This window comes from Gordonia amicalis NBRC 100051 = JCM 11271, assembly GCF_000332995.1.
GTDB lineage: Bacteria > Actinomycetota > Actinomycetes > Mycobacteriales > Mycobacteriaceae > Gordonia > Gordonia amicalis.
This window is the reverse complement of the sequence record NZ_BANS01000004.1, coordinates 67,509-90,079: the sequence shown is the minus strand read 5'-3', so window position 1 is coordinate 90,079 and position 22,571 is coordinate 67,509. Positions and strand designations below refer to the sequence as shown.

At 65.8% G+C, this 22,571-nt stretch carries 22 protein-coding genes; 3 read left to right on the top strand and 19 right to left on the bottom strand.

The window, feature by feature from the left end; translation table 11 throughout:
• Complete coding sequence (locus GOAMI_RS02745) at positions 1–1,296, top strand: sulfate adenylyltransferase subunit 1 (protein WP_006434859.1); 1,296 nt, start codon at positions 1–3, stop codon at positions 1,294–1,296.
• The gene (locus tag GOAMI_RS02740; protein ID WP_006434858.1) at positions 1,293–2,039 is read left to right on the top strand and encodes a sirohydrochlorin chelatase; all 747 of its coding nucleotides are present in this window, start codon (positions 1,293–1,295) and stop codon (positions 2,037–2,039) included. Before GOAMI_RS02745 ends, GOAMI_RS02740 begins: the two co-directional genes overlap by 4 nt.
• 86 nt (positions 2,040–2,125) lie before the next feature.
• Here the strand turns inward: GOAMI_RS02740 and GOAMI_RS02735 are convergent, their stop codons facing one another.
• The gene (locus GOAMI_RS02735; RefSeq protein ID WP_006434857.1) at positions 2,126–2,326 is read right to left on the bottom strand and encodes a hypothetical protein; all 201 of its coding nucleotides are present in this window, start codon (positions 2,324–2,326) and stop codon (positions 2,126–2,128) included.
• Positions 2,327–2,421: 95 nt separating this feature from the next.
• Between GOAMI_RS02735 and GOAMI_RS02730 the strand changes: the two genes are divergently transcribed.
• Complete coding sequence (locus GOAMI_RS02730) at positions 2,422–4,443, top strand: glycoside hydrolase family 15 protein (protein ID WP_040004521.1); 2,022 nt, start codon at positions 2,422–2,424, stop codon at positions 4,441–4,443.
• 54 nt (positions 4,444–4,497) lie between these two features.
• Here the strand turns inward: GOAMI_RS02730 and GOAMI_RS02725 are convergent, their stop codons facing one another.
• The 18 genes from GOAMI_RS02725 to lepA all read right to left on the bottom strand — a co-directional run bounded on the left by GOAMI_RS02725 (position 4,498) and on the right by lepA (position 22,556).
• A complete protein-coding gene (locus GOAMI_RS02725) occupies positions 4,498–5,187 on the bottom strand; it encodes a hypothetical protein (RefSeq protein WP_006434855.1) in 690 nt (229 codons plus the stop codon).
• Positions 5,188–5,275: 88 nt separating this feature from the next.
• The gene (locus GOAMI_RS02720) at positions 5,276–6,235 is read right to left on the bottom strand and encodes an MlaD family protein (RefSeq protein WP_006434854.1); all 960 of its coding nucleotides are present in this window, start codon (positions 6,233–6,235) and stop codon (positions 5,276–5,278) included.
• Entirely contained in the window at positions 6,232–6,609 is a 378-nt protein-coding gene (locus tag GOAMI_RS23370; protein ID WP_006434853.1) for a hypothetical protein, read from the bottom strand. The genes GOAMI_RS02720 and GOAMI_RS23370 overlap by 4 nt, the downstream gene beginning before the upstream one ends.
• 106 nt (positions 6,610–6,715) lie before the next feature.
• On the bottom strand, positions 6,716–7,255 hold the full coding sequence (locus GOAMI_RS23365) for an MlaD family protein (protein WP_255219173.1): 540 nt from the start codon (positions 7,253–7,255) through the stop codon (positions 6,716–6,718).
• Positions 7,252–8,295, bottom strand: coding sequence for an MlaD family protein (locus GOAMI_RS02710; protein WP_006434851.1), 1,044 nt, complete (start codon positions 8,293–8,295; stop codon positions 7,252–7,254). The genes GOAMI_RS23365 and GOAMI_RS02710 overlap by 4 nt, the downstream gene beginning before the upstream one ends.
• 1 nt (position 8,296) lies before the next feature.
• Positions 8,297–9,073, bottom strand: coding sequence for an Mce/MlaD family protein (locus tag GOAMI_RS02705; protein ID WP_238063802.1), 777 nt, complete (start codon positions 9,071–9,073; stop codon positions 8,297–8,299).
• Entirely contained in the window at positions 9,061–9,279 is a 219-nt protein-coding gene (locus GOAMI_RS23360) for a hypothetical protein (RefSeq protein WP_006434849.1), read from the bottom strand. The genes GOAMI_RS02705 and GOAMI_RS23360 overlap by 13 nt, the downstream gene beginning before the upstream one ends.
• Positions 9,267–10,220, bottom strand: coding sequence for an MlaD family protein (locus GOAMI_RS02700; protein ID WP_243829121.1), 954 nt, complete (start codon positions 10,218–10,220; stop codon positions 9,267–9,269). The genes GOAMI_RS23360 and GOAMI_RS02700 overlap by 13 nt, the downstream gene beginning before the upstream one ends.
• Entirely contained in the window at positions 10,102–11,358 is a 1,257-nt protein-coding gene (locus GOAMI_RS02695; RefSeq protein WP_006434847.1) for an MlaD family protein, read from the bottom strand. The genes GOAMI_RS02700 and GOAMI_RS02695 overlap by 119 nt, the downstream gene beginning before the upstream one ends.
• Before the next feature lies 1 nt (position 11,359).
• Positions 11,360–12,187 carry an MlaE family ABC transporter permease gene (locus GOAMI_RS02690; protein ID WP_006434846.1) on the bottom strand — a complete coding sequence of 276 codons (828 nt, stop codon included), beginning with the start codon at positions 12,185–12,187 and terminating at the stop codon, positions 11,360–11,362.
• Positions 12,188–12,236: 49 nt separating this feature from the next.
• On the bottom strand, positions 12,237–13,043 hold the full coding sequence (locus GOAMI_RS02685; protein ID WP_040004526.1) for an MlaE family ABC transporter permease: 807 nt from the start codon (positions 13,041–13,043) through the stop codon (positions 12,237–12,239).
• A 548-nt stretch (positions 13,044–13,591) separates the two neighbouring features.
• Positions 13,592–14,587 (bottom strand): sulfate/molybdate ABC transporter ATP-binding protein, encoded by a 996-nt coding sequence (locus tag GOAMI_RS02680; RefSeq protein WP_006434844.1) that lies wholly within the window; start codon positions 14,585–14,587, stop codon positions 13,592–13,594.
• A gap of 1 nt (position 14,588) precedes the next feature.
• A complete protein-coding gene (gene cysW, locus GOAMI_RS02675) occupies positions 14,589–15,527 on the bottom strand; it encodes a sulfate ABC transporter permease subunit CysW (RefSeq protein ID WP_006434843.1) in 939 nt (312 codons plus the stop codon).
• The gene (gene cysT / locus GOAMI_RS02670; protein ID WP_006434842.1) at positions 15,524–16,420 is read right to left on the bottom strand and encodes a sulfate ABC transporter permease subunit CysT; all 897 of its coding nucleotides are present in this window, start codon (positions 16,418–16,420) and stop codon (positions 15,524–15,526) included. The genes cysW and cysT overlap by 4 nt, the downstream gene beginning before the upstream one ends.
• Positions 16,417–17,547 (bottom strand): sulfate ABC transporter substrate-binding protein, encoded by a 1,131-nt coding sequence (locus GOAMI_RS02665; RefSeq protein WP_040004520.1) that lies wholly within the window; start codon positions 17,545–17,547, stop codon positions 16,417–16,419. The genes cysT and GOAMI_RS02665 overlap by 4 nt, the downstream gene beginning before the upstream one ends.
• A 152-nt stretch (positions 17,548–17,699) precedes the next feature.
• Positions 17,700–18,605 carry a cation diffusion facilitator family transporter gene (locus GOAMI_RS02660; protein ID WP_006434840.1) on the bottom strand — a complete coding sequence of 302 codons (906 nt, stop codon included), beginning with the start codon at positions 18,603–18,605 and terminating at the stop codon, positions 17,700–17,702.
• Between the two features lie 12 nt (positions 18,606–18,617).
• Complete coding sequence (locus GOAMI_RS02655) at positions 18,618–20,669, bottom strand: M3 family metallopeptidase (RefSeq protein WP_006434839.1); 2,052 nt, start codon at positions 20,667–20,669, stop codon at positions 18,618–18,620.
• Positions 20,670–22,556 carry a translation elongation factor 4 gene (gene lepA, locus GOAMI_RS02650; RefSeq protein ID WP_006434838.1) on the bottom strand — a complete coding sequence of 629 codons (1,887 nt, stop codon included), beginning with the start codon at positions 22,554–22,556 and terminating at the stop codon, positions 20,670–20,672.
• Between the last annotated feature and the right edge of the window lie 15 nt (positions 22,557–22,571).

Here is a 22,571-nt window from a genome sequence, read left to right as displayed (position 1 = left end):
ATGAGGCATGCACCCGACCTTCTCCGCATCGCCACCGCGGGCAGTGTGGACGACGGCAAGTCGACGCTCGTCGGCCGCCTGCTGTACGACACGAAGTCCGTTCTGGCCGATCAGATCGACGCAGTGACCAAGGCGTCGGTCGACCGCGGACTCGAGGGGCCCGACCTGTCGCTGCTCGTCGACGGCCTGCGGGCCGAGCGCGAACAGGGCATCACCATCGACGTGGCGTACCGCTACTTCGCAACGCCCGCACGCTCTTTCGTGCTCGCCGACACCCCCGGACACGTGCAGTACACGCGTAACACGGTGTCCGGCGCCTCCACCGCGCAGCTGGTGATCCTGCTCGTCGACGCCCGCAACGGCGTCGTCTCGCAGACCCGTCGCCACGCCGCGGTGATGGCCCTGCTCGGTGTTCCGCAGCTCGTGCTGGCGGTCAACAAGATCGACCTCGTCTCCGATCAGGCGTCGGTGTTCGCCGAGATCTCCGCCGAGTTCGCCGAGCTGACGCGCTCGCTGGGCTGGTCGGACGAGCAGGTCACCTCGATCCCCGTCTCGGCGCTGCACGGCGACAACATCGCGAACCGTTCGGAGAACACCCCGTTCTACGATGGCCCCACCCTCATCGAGCACCTCGAGACGGTGCCGAACCTCACCGAGCGTGCCCCGGTGGGACTGCGTTTCCCGGTGCAGTACGTGATCCGTCCCCGCACCTCCGAGTACCCCGACTACCGCGGTTACGCGGGTCAGATCGCGGCCGGCCGGGTGTCGGTCGGCGACGAGGTCGTCGTCCTGCCGTCGGGTCAGCGGACCACCGTCAGCCAGATCGACACCGCCGACGGACCGTTGGAGACCGCGCACACCGGACGCAGCGTCACGATCCTGCTCGCCGACGACGTCGACATCTCGCGCGGCGACCTGATCGCGGCTGCGGCGGACGCTCCGGAGCCGGTTCAGCAATTCACCGCCACCGTGTGCTGGCTCGCCGAGAAACCGTTGCGCCCCGGTGTCCGCCTGCTCCTCAAGCACGGCACCAAGACCACGCAGGCCATCGTCGGCGGGCTCGACGCGCTCTTCGACGAACAGAACCTCGCGCTGGAGCAGGCTCCGGAATCGGTGGAACTCAACCAGATCGTGCGGATCTCGGTGCAGACCGCCGAGCCGATCCCGGCCGACGACTATCAGGTGAACCGCGAGTCGGGCAGCTTCCTGCTGATCGACCCGCAGGGTGGCAACACCCTCGCAGCCGGCCTGGTCGGCGACGCGCTCGCGCCGCTGCACCTCAAAGAGTTGGTGTGAATCCGGCTCTCGTCCTCGTCGCACACGGCAGTCGCGATCCGCGCTTCGGCGCGACCGCACGCCGTGTGCGCGACGCCGTCGCGGCGACCCTGCCGGGCGTCGAGGTGGTCTTGTCCTACCTCGACCTCGACGAGCCGCTCGTCGGCGATGTCCTCGGTCGGACCGGGAACGATGCCGGCGGGGATGGGGCGGGCGGCGATCCTATTGTGGTGCCGTTGCTGCTGTCCGCGGGTTATCACCACAAGATCGACCTGCCGGCGATCATCGCCGAGCACCGGCCGTTCGCGTATCAGACCGATGTCATCGGAACGCGGTCGTTCACCGCGGCCCTCGCCGACCGTCTGCTCGAAGCAGGCCTCGACGAGCGCTACGGCGTGATCCTGTCGGCGGTGGGTTCCTCCGACGAGTCCGCCGACCGTCACGTCCGGCGGAGGGCCCTCGAGCTCTCGACCCACCTGCATCGACCGGTCGAGGTGGTCTTCGCGACCAAACTCGGTTCAGGTGACCGCGCGGTCGCCTCGGCTGTCCGCCGGCTCCGTGCCGCCGGTGCCGAGCACGTCGCCCTCAGTCCGTACTTCCTCTCGGCGGGTCTGCTGATCGAGCGGGTCGAGACCGCTCTCGACGCGCTGGTCGAGGAGATGCTCGTGGCCGGCCCGCTCGGCGCGCACCCCGATGTCATCGGGGGCATCTGCAGCCTCTATCGCGCGGCCGCACGGGATCGGGCCGTCACCGCGTCACGGTGACGACTCCTAGATCGTGACGAGCCAGGCGATCACGACGAGGACCAGCAGCGCCAGCAGCGCCAGGGTGACCGGCGAGCGCAGTAGTTTCACAGTCCGGTCCCATCGTCGTCGGCGAAGCGTCTGCGGTCGAACAGCGTCGCCGCCAGATCGACCATGAGACTGAGAACATAGGCGATCAGGATCGCGACCGGAATCACCACGGCGACGGTGACCAAGAGCTGCGGAACGAAGGAAAGGCCGGTCAGCCACTCCTCCACACCGTCCCACCAGGCGAAGAACGCCGTCACCTCATCACCTCGTCCGTCCGATTCGGATCATCCTTCTGCCCGGCCCCGTCGAGACCGACTGGCGTCGGACAGCGCCCGTCGCAATGATAGATCCCATGTCTGTTGCAGATGACTCCACCGTAACGTCCCTGCCGACGGCGACCTCCGCACAGGGCACCGGCACCGACGCCGCACGAGTCAGCGTCCCGGGACCGGCGCCGATGGCCCCGACCAACCCGGCGCACGGGAGCGCCTTCCCACCCATCGGCGACTACGCATTCCTGTCCGACACCGAGACGAACTGCCTGATCGCCCGCAACGGTTCGGTCGAGTGGATGTGCGTGCCGCGACCCGATTCGCCGAGCGTCTTCGGGGCGGTGCTCGACCGGAGCGCCGGCCACTTCCGCCTCGCGCCGTACGGCGTCAACGTGCCCGTCGATCGCCGGTACCTGCCGGGCAGCCTGATGGTCGAGACGACCTGGCAGACCGACACCGGCTGGATCATCGTGCGCGATGCCCTGGTCATGGGCCCGTGGCACGACAACGACCGACGCTCCCGTACCCATCGCCGCACGCCCACCGACTGGGATGCCGAGCACATCCTGCTCCGCACGGTGCGCTGTGTATCCGGCACTGTCGAACTGCACATGAGCTGTGAGCCGGCGTTCGATTACCACCGCGGGACGACCAAGTGGGAGTACTCGGGTCCGGCGTACGGCGAGGCCATCGCCACCGCCCGGGACACCGACGCCGACACCCCGACCCTCAAGCTCACGACCGACCTCCGCCTCGGGCTCGAGGGCCGCGAGGCACGTGCCCGCACCCGCCTCGTCGAGGGCGACAATCGGTTCGTCGCGTTGAGCTGGTCTCGGTTCCCGGCACCGCAGAACTGGGACGAGGCGGCCCAGAAGATGTGGTCCACGGCCGAATCGTGGCGGCAGTGGATCAACATCGGAACCTTCCCCGACCATCCGTGGCGCTCCCATCTGCAGCGCTCCGCGCTGACCCTCAAGGGACTCACCTACTCCCCGACCGGCGCCCTGCTGGCTGCCGCGACCACCTCGCTGCCGGAGACCCCTCAGGGCGAACGCAACTGGGACTACCGCTATGCGTGGGTGCGTGATTCGACGTTCGCCCTGTGGGGTCTGTACACGCTGGGCCTCGACCGTGAGGCCGACGACTTCTTCTCCTTCATCGCCGATGTCTCGGGCATCACCAACGGTGAACGCCATCCGCTGCAGGTGATGTACGGGGTCGGCGGCGAGCGGACCCTCGAGGAGGAGGAACTCACCCACCTCTCCGGCTACGACGGCGCACGCCCGGTCCGGATCGGCAATGGTGCGTACAACCAAGCGCAGCACGACATCTGGGGCACGATGCTCGACTCGGTGTACCTCAACATCAAGTCCCACGAGTCCGTCCCCGAGACCCTCTGGCCCGTCCTCAAGGCGCAGGTCGAGGAGGCGATCAAGCACTGGCGCAACCCCGATCGCGGCATCTGGGAGGTCCGCGGCGAACCGAAGCACTTCACCTCGTCGAAGGTGATGTGCTGGGTGGCACTGGATCGCGGCTCCCGCCTCGCCACCATGCACGGCGAGGTCACCCATGCCCGGGAGTGGGCGGCGATCGCCGACGAGATCAAGGCCGACGTCCTGGCCCATGGCGTCAACGACCGCGGGGTCTTCACCCAGCGCTATGGCGACGACGCCCTCGACGCCTCGCTGCTCCTCGTACCCCTCCTGCGGTTCCTGCCGCCCGACGACTACCGCGTCCGCGCAACGGTTCTCGCGATCGCCGACGAACTCACCGACAACGGTCTCGTGCTGCGCTACAAGGTCGAGGAGACCGACGACGGCCTCACCGGCGAGGAGGGCACCTTCACGATCTGTTCGTTCTGGCTGGTGTCGGCACTGGTCGAGATCGGTGAGCTGGAGCGGGCCAAGACGCTGTGCGAACGTCTCCTGTCCTACTCGAGTCCGCTCAAGCTGTACGCGGAGGAGATCGACGCGAAGACCGGTCAGCAGCTCGGGAACTTCCCGCAGGCGTTCACCCACCTGGCGCTGATCAACGCGGTCATGCACGTCATCCGCGCCGAGGAGGCCGAGCACCAGCACACGTTCCAGCCGGCGAATCACTGACGCAGGGCCGGCAGGATCATTCCCGCGGACCGCGCGAATGATTCTGGCCTCGGACTATTTCGGACCTGATCCGCCGCCGAGCGACGTGGGGATGCCGCTGATCTCACTGATGACCCAGTCATTGTTGGAGTCGATGGTCATCCTGTAGGTGGCCGTCGACTCGATGCCGGCGGGCGCCTGCACGTTCTTGGTGAGCACACTGACGAATGCAGCCACCTGGTAGACACCGTCACGCTCCGACTGCACCTTCGCCGTCAACTTCTCCGACGACGACGTCCACTGCATCGGTTTGATCAGCTGTTCCATGGACGTCGACGCCTTACGGAGCCGGTCGGCGAGTTCCGGTGTGGTGCCCGCCGTCAGGCGGTTCTGCCACTCGGCCGGATCCTGGAAGTTCATCGATGCCGCACCGACGGCGTAGTCCAGTGCGACCTGTTCGGCACGGGCCTCATTCGCCCGGGTCTGCTCGAGTGCCGAGTAGTCGTCGGACTTGTCCATCAAGCGCCAGCTCAGAACCGCAACGACGACCAGCAGGATCACCAGGGCGCCACCGGTCAACAATTGCTGTACGGTGATCGGTTTCTGCCGCAGGCCCGAGAGCTTGCCTGATGCCGAAGTCCGTGACTGTCCCTCGACGACAACCTTTTCGGTATCGCTGTCAGCTGCGGCGGAGGTGTCTGCGGCGTCGGTGACTGCCTGATCGGTGAGGGGGGTGTGCTTGTCGGTGGAAGTCGACGATGCCATGTCGATGACCTGCTTTCTTCGTCGTGTGGAACGGATTCGGATGTGGGTCGTCCCGACCGTCGGGCCGGTCGAGCGTGAACTCAAACCATCAACGCCCTCCCGTGGGCACGGTGAGAGTGAGAACGCCCTTGTCCCGGGTCGCCGCCAGGAAGCTGTCGAGCACGCGGCTGATGTCGACTCCGTTCAGCGATGCGGCACCGGCACGTGCCGCGGGCAGCAGGTTGACGCCGATGGTGTTCAGGTCCTTCGCGTTGGCGTCCAGGAACGCCTGGAGTTCGTCGACCACCGGCCCCGCCCCCTCGCCGATTCCCTTCTCGGTGCCCACACCGAAGACGGTGACGTCTGCGATGGCTTCGAGAGTGACGTTGAACTCACGTCCGAAGCGCGGAACCAGCGGCGTCGTGGCGGCCAGTTGGGCCGGTACGTTTCCGGTGCTCATGATCAGCGGCTGCAAGGTACTCAGGAGGGTTACGAAAGCATCGGATTGCTCGGTCAGTTCGCCGGCCAACAACGACCCCGCCCGACTGATGCTGGTCAGGACCTCCGCGCCATCGGGCAGGCCCGCGTCCACCTCCCCTACGATGCGCCGGACCTTGGTCGGATCCACTTGCCGCAGCAGGACCGTCAGCCGCTGGGACAGTTCCTTGAACGTGGTGGGGACCAGCACGCGCCGTTGGTCGACGCGCTGCCCCTCACTCAGGAACGGACCGGCCTTGCCGTCGGGCATCACCGCGACGTAGGACTCGCCGAGCGCCGACAGATTGTCGAGACGGAAGATGCTGCTCTCGGGGATCTGGACGTCGGCGTCGTAGTCCCACGCGACCTCAACCCCCTCGACGACCTGTGCGATACCCGTGACATGCCCGATCTCGATGCCGCGCATCAGCACTCGCGATCCGACGAGGATGCCGTTCGTGTCGGGCACCACCATGGTCGCCGACCGCAGATTCGGAGTGCGTACGTGGAGACCGACATTCATGATGTAGCCGACCGACACCACGGCCGGCGCGATCATCGCGATCACCGAGATACGAGTTTTGGTGATCATCGAATCGCCCCCAGCATCCGGAGAATCGTCGTCGCGTCGTCGACGAGCTCGTCGTGCCCGCCGGCGGCCTTCACCGTCCTGATGTCGCCCTGTGGTCGAGATGCCCAGGGCAGCAGGGTGTTCCGCAGGAAGTTCGTCACCGTTGTCGCCGCTTCGGCGCCGGTCGCGGCGTCGAACTCGCCGCGTCCCGATTCCACGAGGGTGGCGGCCGATTCCAGCATCGGGACGAGCCACAGGCCGCCGATGAAGACCGAACCGATGGACGGGAGCAGAGTGGAGATGTGGGCCACTGCGCTCTTCGCCACACCGGTGAAATAGTGGACACCGTCGTCGGTGAACACCGCACCGATCTCTTTTCGCTTGTCGGCGAACACCTTCGATGTGTCATCGAGGCCGGCGATGAGTCGATCGATCTCGGTGGTTCCCGAGCGAGGTCGGTCAGGTCGATCGAGACGGTGGCCGCCAGGTCACGGACCCGGCTCAGGGGGGCATGGTCTGGTTCAACGTCGCCATGGTGTCCTGCACCTTCTGGATGGTGCCGCCGTTCACGAAGTAGGCCAGCACCGCGATCGTGTCCTCGAGTGGGGGCGGCGACGTGGTCTTGTCCAGGCCGATGATCCCGCCATCGCCCAGGAATCCCGCGCCGCTCGCTCCGTCATCCTGGGCCGGCGTCAACGCGACGTAGGTGTCGCCCAGCAGCGTGTTCTGCCGGATGATCGCGGTCGAGCCCACCGGGATCTTGGTATCCCCGGCCAAGCCGGCGACGACGTCGACACCCTGCGGTGTCTGGGAGGTGGATTCGACGGTACCGACCCTCAGACCGTTCATCATCACGTCCGCTCCCTGCGGAAGGTTGAGGATGTTCGCGAACTGCAGGGTGATCGAGTAGTCGCTACTCACACCGGCTCGTACCGAGGGCAGATCGTTGGGCGTGAGGGAGCACGCGCCGACGCCGACCGTCATCGTCGCCACGGCGACCACCGCAGTCAACCGCGCACGGATTCCCGCCCGAGTTCTCATTTCGCACCCGCCGTCGACAGCATGAAGGTGAACAGGTCGGTAGAGGTCCTGCCGTCGGTGATCTTCGGGGATCGGTACGGGACGGCGAGTCCGCCTGAGGCCCTGGCCTGTTGCTTCAGGACTGCCGCGATGGACGGGACCGTCTCGTAGAGACGACGAAGATCGGGCGCCCGGGTGGCTGCGGTCTCGATGATGTCGCGCACAGGCCCCTTCAAGGTCGGCCAGAGTGTGTCGCCGTAGTTGATGTGGATGTCCCACAGCACGGTCACCAGCCAACCGACTCCGTCGTTGAAGTCGGGAACCCACTCCTTCGACAACAGCTCCGCGCCTTGACTTGCCGCTACGGGCGCCTTCGACAGCAGGGCATCGATCGTGTTCCACTGCGCGAGTGCCTCATCCGTCAGCGGGGCCATGTTGGAGATGGTGGTGCCGATATCGGAGATCACCTGGTCGGGGTTGCGGGCGGCCTCCGCGGCATGCCGGTACATGTTCGCCGCATCCGGGGACGTGCCGGCGAGCGCCTCGTCGAGGCCGGTGACGGCGTCCTGCACGTCGGGCGAACCCGCGTCGGTCAGTGCCTCGATGAAGTCCGACGCCGAGCCGGAGATCTCCGAGATGCTCTTCGGCGTGAACGACCGGTCGGAAGTGATGCACCGACCCGGCTGCAGTTGCGGACCGCCGACGTAGTTGCCGACCAGTTCCAGACTGCGATCTGCCAGCAGTGATTTCGATCGGGTGACCGCTTTCACGTCTGCCGGATATGCTCGCCCGCCGTCGAGGTCGAACATCACCCGGACCGTCGCGCCGTTGCCCCTGACCGACGTCACCTCGCCGATCTGGTGACCCATCTGGGTGATCGGGTTGCCCACGTACAAGCCGATGACGTCGGGCAGGTCCGCGCAGTAGCCCTCTCGCCCGTCCCCACGGTCCGCGGCGAGCTTCACGGTGTCCCCGGACTGGGCGACGAGTACACCCGAGCCGACGATGCCGACTGCTGCGACCACTGCGATCGCAACGCTCTTCAATCGTTGTCCGGTCATGTCAACAGTCCCTTCCCGCGATGGGAACACAGATCCCGCGCACCCATTGCGTGCCGCCACCGAGTTGCTTCATCCCCTCGGGCGTCACCCACTCGGCGAGCCGGGCACGCATCGCCATCAGGTTGTCCAGCATCGGATCGAGGTGCTGTTGCGCGTTGCCGATGCTGTCGCGGAGTCGATGCAAGTTGGTGCTGACCAACTCCGAGTTGTCCCGATAGAACCGCAGGAACGGAGTGAGCTTGCCGAAGACGTCGGCCAGCAACCAGTAGGTCCGGTTGAAGCCGACAGACGAGTTGTTGTAGGCGGCCACCACCTGATCGATCTTGTTGATCAGGGAGAAGACGAACTCTCGACTTCCGTTGAACGTCTGCATGTATTCGCCGGCCAGGCCGGCGATCTGATGCACCTGCTCTCGTTGTCGATCGAGAACACCGCTGATCGCATTCATGCCGTCGACGATCGATCTCAACGACGTCGAGTTACCCGTGAGCGCCTCGGCGACCTGGTGCACGCTTGCATTGACCTCCCCCGCATCGACCTTGCCGGTCAGTGTGGGGGCGCTCTGCAGCACGTCACCGATCGAATAGGGCACCGCCACCCGCTCGGTCGGGATGGGACCGTCGAGCGGCCTCGATCCCAGGGGGATCAGGGTCACCGCGTAACCGCCTACGGGAGTGAGCATTCGCACCTCGACCCGCGAGCGGTCACCGATCTCGGTGTTCGCGTCGACCCGGGCGGTGACCGCGACGCGCTGCTCACGCATTTTCACCGACTGCACCTTGCGACGCTGATCCCGGCGACGCGAACATCCTGGCCCGCGGTGACCGCGGAAGCATCGGTGGTCTCGAAAGAGAAGGTCTTCTGCGCGGGGGGCCGCATGTACAGCAGACCCAGCACGAGAAGCGTCACGACCACGATCACCACGAACCCGATCCCGAGAGCGGCGTCGCCACCGACGGCCTTGCGAAGTCCTACTCGTTGCACAGGACCACCTCACTTCCCGCCAGCAGCACCTTCACATCGCTGGGTAGCTGCGCTTGGCCCTTGCTGCACGTGCGGTTGGCCCCGGTGTTCTGCGAGACGGTGAGTCCGGCGAGCGCACTGGGCATCAGGGTGAACGACGAGGCCGCTTCGGCCATCGACCCGTAGGCGTTCTTCAGGAACTTGTCCACATCAAAACCTTCGTTCAAGCCCATCGCGGACATCAGTCGCCAGATGGGTTCCATCAGCGCAGGGCCGGTCGTGGCCGTCTTCTGGAATTCGTCGAGGACCGTCATCGCCGAACTGATCGGGATGTCGGCGGCCTGCATGAAGCCGAGGACGTTCTTGGAACGTCCGCCCATCGAGTCGGCGATCCTGGCCATGTTCGTGGTCAGTGTCGAGATGACCTGCTGTCGATCCGAGGCGTAGTCGGCCAGTTTCTGGGCACTGTCCAGCATCGGCCCGAGACCTTCGCCGTCGCCCTGCAGGAGCGCGATGGCGTTCTGACTGAACTCGTTGATCTCATCGGTGTTCATCGTGGACAGCACCGGCTGTAATCCGTTGAACAGCAGAGTGATGTCGTACGACGGCGTCGTCTGGCTCGCGGAGATCGTCCGGACCGGCCGACCGGGCACCCCGTTCTGCGCGACATCGAGGTAGCGAACCCCCGTCAGGCTCTGGTACTTGATCGCCAACTCGGTCGAGTCGGTCAGGGTGAACTTCTCGTCCATCGAGAATTCGACATGCGCCACGGGAGTTCCGTCTGAGGCCTTGTCGAGTTCGACCGCCTCGACCTTCCCGATGCGCATGCCCTTCATCCGGACGTCACCGTTGACGTGCAGCCGGGAGGCGTCGGTGAACTCCGCGCTGTACCTGTTGGTCGCGGTGTCCACCGGGTTGCGCATGGCGTTGATCACCAGGATGAACAGCATCGCCGTGATCAGTTCCACCACAGCGACTTTGGATGCGGTCAGCAGAGTTCTGGTTCGTTGTGACATGTCGACGGCCTCCTGCAACGGACGCGATGCCCATCTGGTTCAGCGAACTCTTGACCGCCGGGAGTTGCCCCAGCACGATCTGCAGCTGCAGTGTCTTCTGATCGGGGGTTCCGGTGAACGCCGACTCCAGCCGTCTGGTGATCGTGACGGTGTCGTCGACGACATCTCCACCGCCGAGAGCCGTCGGTAGCGGGTCGAGCATGTACTTGAGCATGGTGGTCAACACGTCGAGCTCCGAGTCATGTGAGGACAGCAGGGATCCGGCAGCACCGAAAAGCCGATCGGCCGCCAGCTGCAACCCGCGATCGGTCTTGCCGAGCAGCACGTCGTCGGCCTTGGTCACGTACTCGGGTCCGGTGTTGTACTCGTTGCGGGAGAAGGCATAGATCGCACCGAGGACCTCGCGGCCGAACCCGGGAAACTCCTCGAGTGTGTCGTTCGTCTTCCGGAGGAGTGTCGTCGGCAGCTGCCTCTGCGTCTGGGCCACGCTGTCGGCGACGATGACACCGGCCTGGATCAACGGGGCCAGGCCGTTCGCATACCGGATGACCTCGTTGAGACCGGCGATCATCTCCTTGGTCAGCGCGCCGTCCACGACCAGCGATCCGTTCTCGAGCATCGTCGACATCGTGAAGTCGGGCGACGACTGCCTCCGGATCACCTGTCCCTCGCTGATGGGCGAGCCACCCTCTCTCGCAACGAGGTTCACCGCCGTGATCCCGAAGTAGTTCTCCGGGCGGAAGTCGACGTCGAAGGAATCGGTGAGCAGCCCACGTGCCCCGGCATCGGTCAGCACCAAGTCGACGTTCACCGAACCGGGGACGGGCGCCTGCACACCGGTCACCTCCCCGACCTGGGCTCCGCGCAACAGCACGCTGGACCCCTTCTTGATCCCCGGGCCCAACGCCGGCACCACCAGATGGATGACTGTGCCCGCGGGCTCCTTCGCCTTCGGGAAGATCACCGACGTCGCGGTCAACGCGACGACGAGGACGACCAGGCACACACCACCCGCGACGGCGAGTGTGCGCAACTGACCCCGTAGGTCACCTCGAATGAAATCCTGATTGGTGTGTCTCGCCATCTCAACCCCTAAACGGCAGAACGGGATTCAGCCCCCAGATCGCCACGGTAAGTACGAAGTTCAGTACGACGATGGCCACCAGACTCGCGCGGATCGCCCGCCCCGATGCCTGACCCACGCCGGCTGGACCGCCTGATGCGAAGTAGCCGTAGTAGCAGTGGATGAGCGTGACCACTGCACAGAACAGCAGCGCCTTCGCCACCGAGGCCAGCAGATCGGGCAGGGTGACGAACTGGGCGAAGTAGTGGTCGTACGTGCCGTCGGGCTGATCATGGAAGAGTTTGACGATCAGACCGCCGGTGAAGAATGAGACGACAAGCGCCAACAGATAACTCGGCAGGACGACGAGCATCCCGCCGATCAGCCGCGTCCCGACGACGAACGGGATGGCACGCAGTCCCATCGCCTCGGTGGCGTCGATCTCCTCCGAGATCCGCATCGCGCCGATCTCCGCGGTCATCCGACAGCCCGCCTGGGCGGCAAACCCGATGCCGGTGATGATCGGAGCGATCACCCGGATGTTGCCGAACGACCCGGTGATCCCCGTCAGTGCCCCGAACCCGAGAAGGTCGAAGGCCATGAACGACATGATGGCGACCACCGCGCCGACCGCGATGCCGAGGAAGAACATCAGGCTGACGACACCACCGTCGACGATCAACGAGCCCGAACCCCAGGCCATGTCGTTCATCGTCTTCGCGGTCTGCTTGCGGTATTGCCGAATGGTCACCGGCAGCAACGAGATCGTCTTGCCGACGAACACCGTGATCTGACCGAGCCCCAGCACCACATCTGTCAACACCCCGGCGACCCGACGGCCGACGTGCATCGACCGGCCACCATACGACGACGCCCGTCGTTTCTCTGTGGTAGTCATGTCACGCCAACTGGGCCGGGAAGAACATGGTCTGCAGTTGCGAGACCATCAGGTTGGTCATGAAGATGCAGAACACCGACAGGACGACCGACGCGTTCACGGCGTTGGCAACACCTTTCGGTCCGCCCTTTGCCTCGAGGCCGCGAAGACTCGCGATGATGACGACGATCATGGCGAACAGAACCGATTTCAGGACCGAGAAGCCCAGGTCGACCGGCGTCGCGAAGGCGCCGAAGGTCTGCCAGAAGCTGGCCGGGACCACGTTGTTGACGTTGGCCGAGATCGCCAGTCCCGCAACGACACCCGAAGCGACGATGATGATGCACAGCGCGGGCGCGAGGATGAGCATCGCCAGGAATCGCGGCACCACCAGACGCTGCACGGGATCGATACCCATCACCCGCATGGCCTCTATCTCTTCGCGGATCGAGCGCGCACCGAGATCCGAGGCGATCGCCGAGGCCGCAGCTCCCGACATCAGCAGTCCCGCGGCCATCGGGGCACCTTGTCCCACCACTCCGAGTCCACTGGCTGCACCCGCGAGCGAGTTGGCGCCGACCTGATCCATGATCCCGCCGACCTGCACCGATACCTCACCACCGATCGGGATCGCCATCAGCAGCGCCGGCAGTGCGGTCACCTTGAACAGTCGCCATATCTGGTCGATGACCTCCCCGACCGGGAGGCGCAAGCGCACGATGTCCGTGGCCGAGAATGTGGCCACCGCAGCCGCGAGTCGCACGGACCGCCCCAATGTGTTGAGACTGTCAACGACGCGGTTTCCCGAGTTCGAGCACGTCCGGCGCACGGTCGCAACGACATTCGACACCGGTCGGGTGTTTCGTTGGTGCGCAGTAGTCACCACGCTCACTGGCCACTCCTGGCAAGCAGCATCACCGATGCGTGGGTTGCGGTGCTCGACGTGGCCGCCTGGGGAAGGCTTCGCGCACGTTGGATCGGTTGTTTCCAGACCATCATTCCTCCGAGATGGGGGCGTGATCCCGACAACACCTTCCGTCGGGCTGTGAGCTCGATTACATAGTTACTACTAACTACGGAAGACTCTTCCAGTACTTTCCCCACCGGATTCCAGCGATCGCGCAGAACGGGTGTTCACAAACGTTTGACGGACGAACCTGGTAGACGTGCTGACATGCGGATTCGTGCCCGATCATCGCCGGATCGGGGCACAGCGAAGCCTCGCCCGGAAGGTCCACCGGACACGTCCGGGTCGGGATGCGTGACTGCGTTCAGATCGCCGCCGGGCTACTGCAGTCCGTCCTCGACCGGCTGACGGCACCATGCATCGGCCGGTCACCGTAGCCGGTGCCTGCGGATGCAGGATCTATCGTGCCCTCAGACCTCGGTCAGGGCGGCGACCTTGGTGGCCCGCGCGTACACGGTCTCGCCGGTCTTCAGGTTGAGGGCGTTCTGGTCCCCTCGGGTGATCTGGGCCGCGAACTCGTCTCCCGTCGTCGCGGCGACGAGCTCAACCCGGGTCTCGAAACCGAGGTTGACCACACGCAGGACGGTCGCCTTGATCACACCGGTGTCGAGGGACGCGTCGGCCGCCGGCGACGCCATCTCCGGGGTACGTCCGATCCGGATGTCGTGTGGGCGGACGAGTTCGCCGTTCAGACGCACCGTGGATCCGAGGAACGACGCGACGAACTCGTTGGCCGGGCGGTCGTAGAGGTCGTCGGGAGTGCCGACCTGCTCGATGCGCCCCTTGTTCAGGACAGCGATGCGGTCGCTCACGTCGAGCGCCTCCTGCTGGTCGTGGGTGACCAGCACGGTGGTGACGTGGACCTCTTCATGCAGTCGACGTAGCCAGCGGCGCAGGTCATCTCGCACCTTCGCGTCGAGCGCACCGAACGGTTCGTCGAGGAGCAGCACCTTGGGGTCGACGGCGAGTGCACGGGCCAGCGCCATACGCTGCCGCTGACCGCCCGACAGCTGTGCCGGGAACCGCTGCTGGAAGACGGTCAGTCCGACCACCTCGAGCAACTGGTCGACCTTCGCGTCGATCTCCTTCTTGGGCCGCTTGCGGATCTTGAGGCCGAAGGCGATGTTGTCGCGCACCGTGAGGTGTTTGAACGCGGCGTAGTGCTGGAACACGAATCCGATGTCGCGCTTCTGCGGCGACTTCTGCGACACGTCGTTGTCGTTGATGCGGACGATGCCCGAGTCCAGTGTGTCGAGGCCGGCGATCGCGCGCAGCAGGGTCGACTTTCCCGAACCCGACGGACCCAGCAGCGAGGTCAGCTGCCCGTCCGGGATGTCGATGGAGACGTTGTCGAGGGCGGCGAAGTCGCCGTAGCGCTTGTTCGCACCGATCACCTGGATGGACATGTCACACGTCTTCCTTGTTGTGGGCGTTCGAGTGGACGACCTGCTTGGCGTCGACGGACTCCGGCCCGTGCGGCGGGGTGAGGTCGACTTCGGTGAGTTCGGCGTCGCCCGAGGTGGATTCACTGGCGTCGACGAGACGGGACTTGGCGCGGCGCTCGATGAGCGACATGAGCACGAGCACCAGGATGGCGACGAACATCAGCAGCGTCGCAGCCGCGTAGGCGCCGAACTCGTTGTAGTCGTCGGTGTAGCGGGAGTGGACCAACAGGGTCAGCGTCTGGGAGACACCGGGATAGTTCGACGAGACCATGGTCACCGCACCGTATTCACCGAGCGCTCGGGCGACGGTCAGGACGATGCCGTAGGTCAGGCCCCAGCGGATCGCCGGAAGGGTGATCCGCCAGAAGACCTGCCACGAGTTCGCGCCCAGCGTCGCGGCCGCCTCCTCCTGTTCGGTGCCGATCTCACGTAACACCGGTTCGACCTCACGGGCGACGAACGGCAGGGTGACGAACAGCGTGGCCAGCACCAGGCCGGGGAAGCCGAAGATGATCCGGAATCCGAGGCTCTCGACGCCGCCGAACCAACCCCCATGGCCCCACAACAGGATCAGCGCGACACCGGCGACCACCGGCGACACCGCGAACGGCAGGTCGACGACCGCCTGCAGGAGACCCTTGCCGGGAAACCGTCCGCGGGCCAGGGCCAGCGCCGTGATCACCCCGAACACCACGTTGAGCGGCACCACGATCGCGACGATCAGCAGACTGAGCTGGAGCGCCGAGATGGCCGCCGGGGTGGTGATCCACTCCCAGAACTGGACGATGCCGTGTTCGAAGGAGCGATAGAAGATGGTGCCGACGGGGACGACCAGCAGGATGAACAGGTAGACCAGCGCGACGGTGCGCAGCCCGTACTTCGTCAGCGGTGAAACCTTCATCGGTCTGCGTCCTCCCGCTTGGACTGCCACCGGCCCGCGACGCGCAGGACGAGCAGGGTGACGAAAGCGATCAGCAGCAGTACCACCGAGATCGCCGCCGCGTCGACCGGTGCGTCGATCTCGACCTGCTGCTGGATGTACTGCGACGCCACCTGGGTGTCTCCGGGAATGTTGCCGCCGATGAGCACCACCGAACCGAATTCACCGATAGCACGGGTGAACGCCAGGCCGGCACCGGTCAGGATCGCCGGGAGCAGTGCCGGCAGGATGATCTTGCGGAAGATCGTGGCGTTGTTGGCGCCGAGCACCGCCGCGGCCTCCTCGACATCGACATCGAGTTCGATGAGCACCGGCTGTACCTGACGCACCACGAACGGCAAGGTGACGAAGGTCAGCGCGATCACCAGTGCGGGCTTGGTGGCGTTGAGCTGGATGTCGATGGGACTGTTCGGCCCGTACAGCGACAGCAGCACGAGGCTGGCGACGATCGTCGGCAGTGCGAACGGCAGGTCGATGATCGCGTTGACGAATCCCTTGCCGGGGAACTCGTCGCGCACCAGCACCCACGCGATCAGCGTGCCGAAGACGACGTTGATGAGCGCGGCCACCGCGGACACGAGGACCGTGATCCAGATGGCGTCCACCGCGACGGGCGCGGAGATGGCCTCCCAGAAACCGCTCCAGCCGTCGTCGAAGGACTGCACCGTGATCGCGGCCAGTGGGAGCAGCACGATGATGCTGAGCCAGAGCCAGGCGATGCCGATGGTCATCGGGCTCACGCCGGCGAACGTCCGCGAGCGTCCGAGGAATCCGCGCGGCGGTCCGGCATCGGGGACCGGCGAGCCGGTGTCCGGGGCCGTGGCCGGTGTTCCGACAGGATCGACCGAGGTCACTGCTCACCCCCTGAGTCGTAGATCTTGGTGATGGCGCCCTTCTTCCCGAACAGGGCGTCGTCCACGGGTTTCCAACCCGTCAGATCCTTGCCATTGTTCTCCTCGGCGGTTCCCGCCCCGAGTACCTTGCCGAGTTCGGCGATCGTCCACAGCTTCGCGATGTCACCCGGGAACAGGTTCCGGGTCTCGGCGATGACCGCCGGGTCGACGGGCCGGAAGCCCTGCTCGGCCCAGATTCGTTGCGCCTCCGGGGTGAACAGGAAGTCCACGAACGACCGCGCGCCGGCGAGGTCGTCGGAAGTGTTGATCACCGCGACCGGGTTCTCGATCTTGAACGTCTGCGGCGGGATCACGTACTCGACCTCATTGTCCGGGCCGGCGGTGGCGTTCGCCCGGTCGAGCATGATCGCCTCGTTCTCGTAGCTGATCAGCACATCGCCCTGGCCCTGCTCGAAGGCCGTGGTGGCTTCGCGACCCGACTTGGGGACCACCTTGATGTGGTCACGCACCAGTTCGGACACGTAGTCGAGGCCGGCCTGCGGGTTGCGACCGCCGTCGCTGATCGCGGCGAACGGTGCCAGCAGATTCCACTTCGCCGAGCCGGAGCTGCCCGGATTCGGGGTGACCACCTGCACGCCGGGCTTCAGCAGATCCGCCCAGTCGCGGATGTTCTTCGGGTTGCCCTTGCGAACCACCAGCGCGACGACCGACCCGAACGGGGTGCTGTTGTTGGGAGCCTGCTTCTTCCAGTCCTCGTCGACCAGGCCAGCCTTCACCAGTCGGGTGATGTCGGGCTCGACCGAGAAGTTCACCACGTCGGCCGGAACACGACGGGCCACCTTGCGCGATTGGTCACCGGACGCGCCGTACGACACCGAGAAGCCGATGTCCTCACCCGCCGGGGTTTCGCGGAAGGCCGGGATGATCTCGTCGAAGCCGATCTTGGGGACTGCGTAGGCGACCAGATCGAGGTGTCGATCACCGCTGGAGATGTCCACTCCGCCGGGTTCGTCGGTCGATCCGCCACCGCAGCCCGCGACGACCACCATCACCACTGCCAGCAAGCTCACCAGCACAGCGGTGCTCGTCCGACGGATGCCGCGCCGCGCGGCTGGGCCAGCGCTCACTCTTCCTCCAAGACTCAACGGGACCGGCCGGTACGGGCTGTGACCGGCGGACCGAACCACGCTAGCAACCAGCGTGATCGTCATCGGATTTCAAATCAGTGAGATCGAAACTCTGCCCAGGCCACACCTGTGGTCGGCCGGCACACGTCCTGCTACTCCAGCCGCCAGTCCTCGTAGGCCCGCGGATCGTTGACCGGCTCGAGGTGTGTCGTGATGTTCAGATCGGGGACCGCGGCATGCAGATCGCCTTCGACGACCTCGGTGAGGTCGTGGGCGTGCTGTACCGACCAGTCCCCCGGCACCAGCATGTGCAACTGCACGAATCTCTGGTGACCCGCCTCGCGCGTGCGGATGTCGTGGAAGACGATACCGTCGGCGCGGTACCGGTCGAGCACGTCGTCGATGGCGTCACGCTGTTCTGCCGGTAGTGCGGAATCCATCAGACCCGAGCCCGACCGCCACACGAGTTGGGTGCCGACGACCATGATGTTGACGGCGACCGCGATGGCGATCAGCGGGTCGAGCGGGAGCCAACCGGTCCACGCGACCAGGAACACACCCACGACGACGCCCACCGTCGTCCACACATCGGTCATCAGGTGCTTGCCGTCGGCCTCGAGGGTCAACGAGCGGTGTTTCCGGCCGGCGCTGATGAGAATCCAGGCCACCACCGCGTTCAGGACCGTGGCTCCCACGGATATGCCGAGGCCGAGTCCGACTTCCTCGAGTTCACGCGGGTTGATGAGCCGGTCCACCGCGGTTACCACGATGATGACCGCGGCGACGACGATCAGCACACCCTCGAAGACCGCCGAGAAATACTCGGCCTTGGTGTGCCCGAAGTTGTGACCGTGGTCCGGCGGTTTCGCCGCGACCCGCAGGGCCACGAACGCACCCACCGCGGCGACGACGTTGACGATCGACTCGAGTGCGTCGGACAGCAGTCCCACCGACCCGGTGACCCACCAGGCGAGCAGTTTGAGCCCGAAGACCGCAACCGCGGTCACGATGCTGAGCATCGCGAACCGCGACAGGTTCCGGCGATGGTTGCTCGTCATGACCGGCCCCGATCAGGCAGCAAGGCCACGACGACGCAGCAGCGGCTCGATCTGCGGCTTGCGGCCGATCAGCGTCTCGTGCGACACGAGCGGGTCGACGCTGTCACCGCGCGACAGCGTCGCCTCGGCGAACCGCCGGCCGTTCTCGCGCTCCAGGCCGCCCGAGGCGAGGAACCACTGTTCGGTCTCGGCGTCGAGGACCTCCGACCAGATGTAGCTGTAGTAACCGGCCGAGTATCCGCCGCCGAAAACGTGGTTGAAGTAGGCGCTGCGATAGCGGGGCGGGATCAGATCGGTCTGCAGGCCGACCTCGGTGAGGGCCTTCGCCTCGAAGGCCTCGACATCGGTGACGGCAGCGGCCTCCTCGACCGTCAGCCGGTGCCAGGCCAGGTCCAGCGACGACGCCGCCAGGTACTCGAGGGTCCCGTGTGCGGTCTCGGCACCCGCGGATTCGCGTGCGGCAGCGGCCAGCTCGGCCGGGATCGGGTCGCCGGTCGCGTGGTGCAGCGCGTAGTTGGCGAGCACCTCCGGATGCAGCGCCCACATCTCGTTGACCTGAGAGGGGAACTCGACGAAGTCGCGCGGCACGGATGTCCCCGACTGCGACGGGTACTCGACCGACGACAGCAGACCGTGCAGTGCGTGTCCGAACTCGTGGAACAGGGTCGTGAGCTGATCGATGCTGAGCAGACACGGCTGCCCCCCATCGGGTTTCGTCAGGTTCAGGACGTTCACGATGATCGGCTGGGTCTGCAACACCGACGACTGGTCGACGATGTTGTTCATCCAGGCACCGCCGCGCTTCGACGGCCGCGCGTAGAAGTCACCGAGGAACAGGCCGATGCCGGTGCCGGCGTCGTCCCGCACCTCCCACACGCGCACGTCGGGGTGATAGACGGGCAGGCCGGTCCGTTCGACGAACTGCAGGCCGTACAGCTTGTTCGCGGCGTAGAAGACGCCCCGCGTGAGCACGATGTCGAGTTCGCAGTAGTCGGCGAAACCGTCGAGCGGGACCGACGATCTGGCCTGCTTCTCGCGCTCGAGCCAGAAGGTCAGGTCGGCGGGACCGATCTCGACGTCGCCGGCGAACTCGGTGAGCCGCGTCAGTTCCCGACCACCGGCACGCATCGCGGACTCGTTCAGCTCACGGAGCAGGTCGTCGACCGCCGACGGGTCGGGTGCGGTCTGCTCGGCGATCACGAACTCGGCATGGTCGCGGTAACCGAGGAGCTCGGCGCGGCGGGCACGCAGACGCACAATCTCGAGGACGAGGTCACGGGTGTCGTGGTCGTTGCCGCGCGAGCAACGGTTCATCGACGCATCGAAGACCCGTTGTCGCACAGCGGGGTTCGTCAGCTCGGTGAGCACGGACTGACTGGTCGGCAGTTCCAGGGTGAGCAGGTATCCGCTCTCGTGACCGGCATCGGCGGCCGCTCGTCGGGCGGCCGTGATCTGGCCTGCGGACAACCCGTCGAGGTCGGCCGCGTCGTCGACGAGCACCGCCGACTCGTTGGTGTCGTCGAGGATCTTCTGCGAGAACGTGGTCGTGAGATACGCCAGCCGAGAGGCGATCTGACGCATCTCCTCCTGCTCCGCCGCGGGCAGACCGGCGCCGGCGCGCACCGACTCGCGGTACCGCTTGTCGAGGAGACGACGCTGCGGCTCGGTCAGGTCGAGTTCGTCGGCACGGGAGGCGAGCTCCGAGATCCGGCCGAACAGAACCGGATTCATCGCGATGGTGTTGCCGTGATCGGTGAGCAGCGTCGAGAGTTCTTGGGAGATCTCGTTGCGCTTGGGGTTGGTGTCGGGGCCGACGAGGTTGAAGAAGATTCCCGACGCGCGAGCCAGGTCACGGCCCGACAACTCCAGCGCCTCGACGGTGTTGGCGAACGTCGGCTCCGCGGGATCGCCCGCGATGGCCTCGACCTCGGCGAGATGCGACGCCATCGCCGAGATGAAGGCAGGCAGGAAATCGCCGTCGGAGATCGACGTGAAGTCCGGCAGCTCGTAGGGCAGATCGCTCTGTGCCAGTACCGGATTGGTTGCGCTGTCCTGCCCCGCCATCTACTTACCCTTCGGTTTGTCACCTGCTGCATCGGTGGAGAGCGCCGCGACGAACGCCTCCTGCGGGACGTCGACGCGGCCGATCGTCTTCATCCGCTTCTTGCCTTCCTTCTGCTTCTCGAGCAGTTTGCGCTTACGGCTGATGTCGCCGCCGTAGCACTTCGCGAGCACGTCCTTGCGGATCGCCCGGATGTTCTCGCGCGCAATGATCTTGGAGCCGATGGCCGCCTGGATCGGGACCTCGAACTGCTGGCGCGGGATGAGTTCCCGGAGCTTGAGCGCCATCCGGTTGCCGTAGGCGTAGGCGGCGTCGCGGTGGACGATCGCGCTGAACGCGTCGACGGCCTCACCCTGCAGCAGGATGTCGACCTTCACCAGGTCCGCTTCCTGCTCGCCCGCCTCTTCGTAGTCGAGGGAGGCGTAACCGCGGGTCCGCGACTTCAGCGAGTCGAAGAAGTCGAAGATGATCTCCGCCATGGGCAGCGTGTAGCGGAGTTCGACGCGGGTCTCGGAGAGGTAGTCCATGCCGCCGAGCTCGCCGCGGCGCGACTGGCACAGTTCCATGATGGCGCCGATGAACTCGCTCGGCGCGATCACGGTGGTCTTCACGACCGGCTCGTAGATGTGGCGGGTCTTGCCCTCCGGCCAGTCCGACGGGTTGGTGACGACGTGCTCGGAGCCGTCCTCCATCACCACGCGGTACACCACGTTGGGAGCGGTCGAGATGAGGTCCAGATTGAACTCGCGCTCGAGACGCTCGCGGGTGATCTCCATGTGGAGCAGACCGAGGAAGCCGCACCGGAATCCGAACCCGAGCGCCACTGACGTCTCCGGCTCGTAGGTGAGCGCGGCGTCGTTGAGCTGCAGCTTCTCCAGCGCCTCACGCAGCACCGGATAGTCCGAGCCGTCCATCGGGTACAGGCCCGAGTAGACCATCGGCCGCGGTTCGCGGTAGCCCGTCAGGGCCTGGGTCGCGCCGTGGCGGGCGGTGGTGACGGTGTCACCGACCTTCGACTGCCGCACGTCCTTCACACCGGTGATGAGGTAGCCCACCTCGCCCACACCGAGACCCTGGGTGACCTTCGGTTCCGGTGACACGATGCCCACCTCGAGCAGTTCGTGCGTGGCGCCGGTCGACATCATCTGGATCTTCTCGCGGGGCACGATCTTGCCGTCGACCACACGGACGTAGGTGACGACGCCGCGGTAGGTGTCGTAGACCGAGTCGAAGATCATGGCTCGCGCCGGGGCGTCGGCGTCGCCGACGGGTGCGGGCACCTTGCGGATGACCTCGTCGAGCAGCTCCGACACGCCGACACCGGTCTTGCCCGACACCCGCAGGACGTCCTCGGGCTCACAACCCACGATGTGGGCGAGCTCGGCGGCGTAACGGTCGGGGTCGGCCGCGGGCAGGTCGATCTTGTTGAGCACCGGGATGATGGTGAGGTCGTTCTCCATCGCCAGATAGAGGTTGGCGAGGGTCTGTGCCTCGATGCCCTGGGCCGCGTCGACGAGCAGCACCGCACCCTCACACGCCTCGAGCGCACGCGACACCTCGTAGGTGAAGTCGACGTGGCCGGGGGTGTCGATGAGGTGCACGACGTAGTCGTCACCGTCGAGCTGCCAGGGCAGGCGTACGTTCTGCGCTTTGATGGTGATACCGCGCTCGCGCTCGATGTCCATGCGGTCGAGGTACTGCGCTCGCATCTGGCGCTCTTCCACCACGCCGGTGAGCTGCAGCATCCGGTCGGCCAGCGTCGACTTTCCGTGGTCGATGTGGGCGATGATGCAGAAGTTCCGGATGCGCGCCGGGTCGGTGAAGGTCTGGTCGGCGAAGGTGGGAATTGGAACTACTCCTCGAGGATGGACACGGGCGTTGACCACCATGTTCTCATGAGCGCC

Bases quoted from the DNA above. Each gene is read 5' to 3' on its own strand.
- GOAMI_RS02745 (WP_006434859.1), top strand. From the start codon at position 1: ATGAGGCATGCACCCGACCTTCTCCGCATCGCCACCGCGGGCAGTGTG.
- GOAMI_RS02730 (WP_040004521.1), top strand. From the start codon at position 2,422: ATGTCTGTTGCAGATGACTCCACCGTAACGTCCCTGCCGACGGCGACC.
- GOAMI_RS02725 (WP_006434855.1), bottom strand. From the start codon at position 5,187: ATGGCATCGTCGACTTCCACCGACAAGCACACCCCCCTCACCGATCAG.
- GOAMI_RS02720 (WP_006434854.1), bottom strand. From the start codon at position 6,235: ATGATCACCAAAACTCGTATCTCGGTGATCGCGATGATCGCGCCGGCC.
- GOAMI_RS23365 (WP_255219173.1), bottom strand. From the start codon at position 7,255: ATGAGAACTCGGGCGGGAATCCGTGCGCGGTTGACTGCGGTGGTCGCC.
- GOAMI_RS02710 (WP_006434851.1), bottom strand. From the start codon at position 8,295: ATGACCGGACAACGATTGAAGAGCGTTGCGATCGCAGTGGTCGCAGCA.
- GOAMI_RS02695 (WP_006434847.1), bottom strand. From the start codon at position 11,358: ATGGCGAGACACACCAATCAGGATTTCATTCGAGGTGACCTACGGGGT.
- GOAMI_RS02690 (WP_006434846.1), bottom strand. From the start codon at position 12,187: ATGCACGTCGGCCGTCGGGTCGCCGGGGTGTTGACAGATGTGGTGCTG.
- GOAMI_RS02680 (WP_006434844.1), bottom strand. From the start codon at position 14,587: ATGTCCATCCAGGTGATCGGTGCGAACAAGCGCTACGGCGACTTCGCC.
- cysW (WP_006434843.1), bottom strand. From the start codon at position 15,527: ATGAAGGTTTCACCGCTGACGAAGTACGGGCTGCGCACCGTCGCGCTG.
- GOAMI_RS02660 (WP_006434840.1), bottom strand. From the start codon at position 18,605: ATGACGAGCAACCATCGCCGGAACCTGTCGCGGTTCGCGATGCTCAGC.
- GOAMI_RS02655 (WP_006434839.1), bottom strand. From the start codon at position 20,669: ATGGCGGGGCAGGACAGCGCAACCAATCCGGTACTGGCACAGAGCGAT.
- lepA (WP_006434838.1), bottom strand. From the start codon at position 22,556: ATGGTGGTCAACGCCCGTGTCCATCCTCGAGGAGTAGTTCCAATTCCC.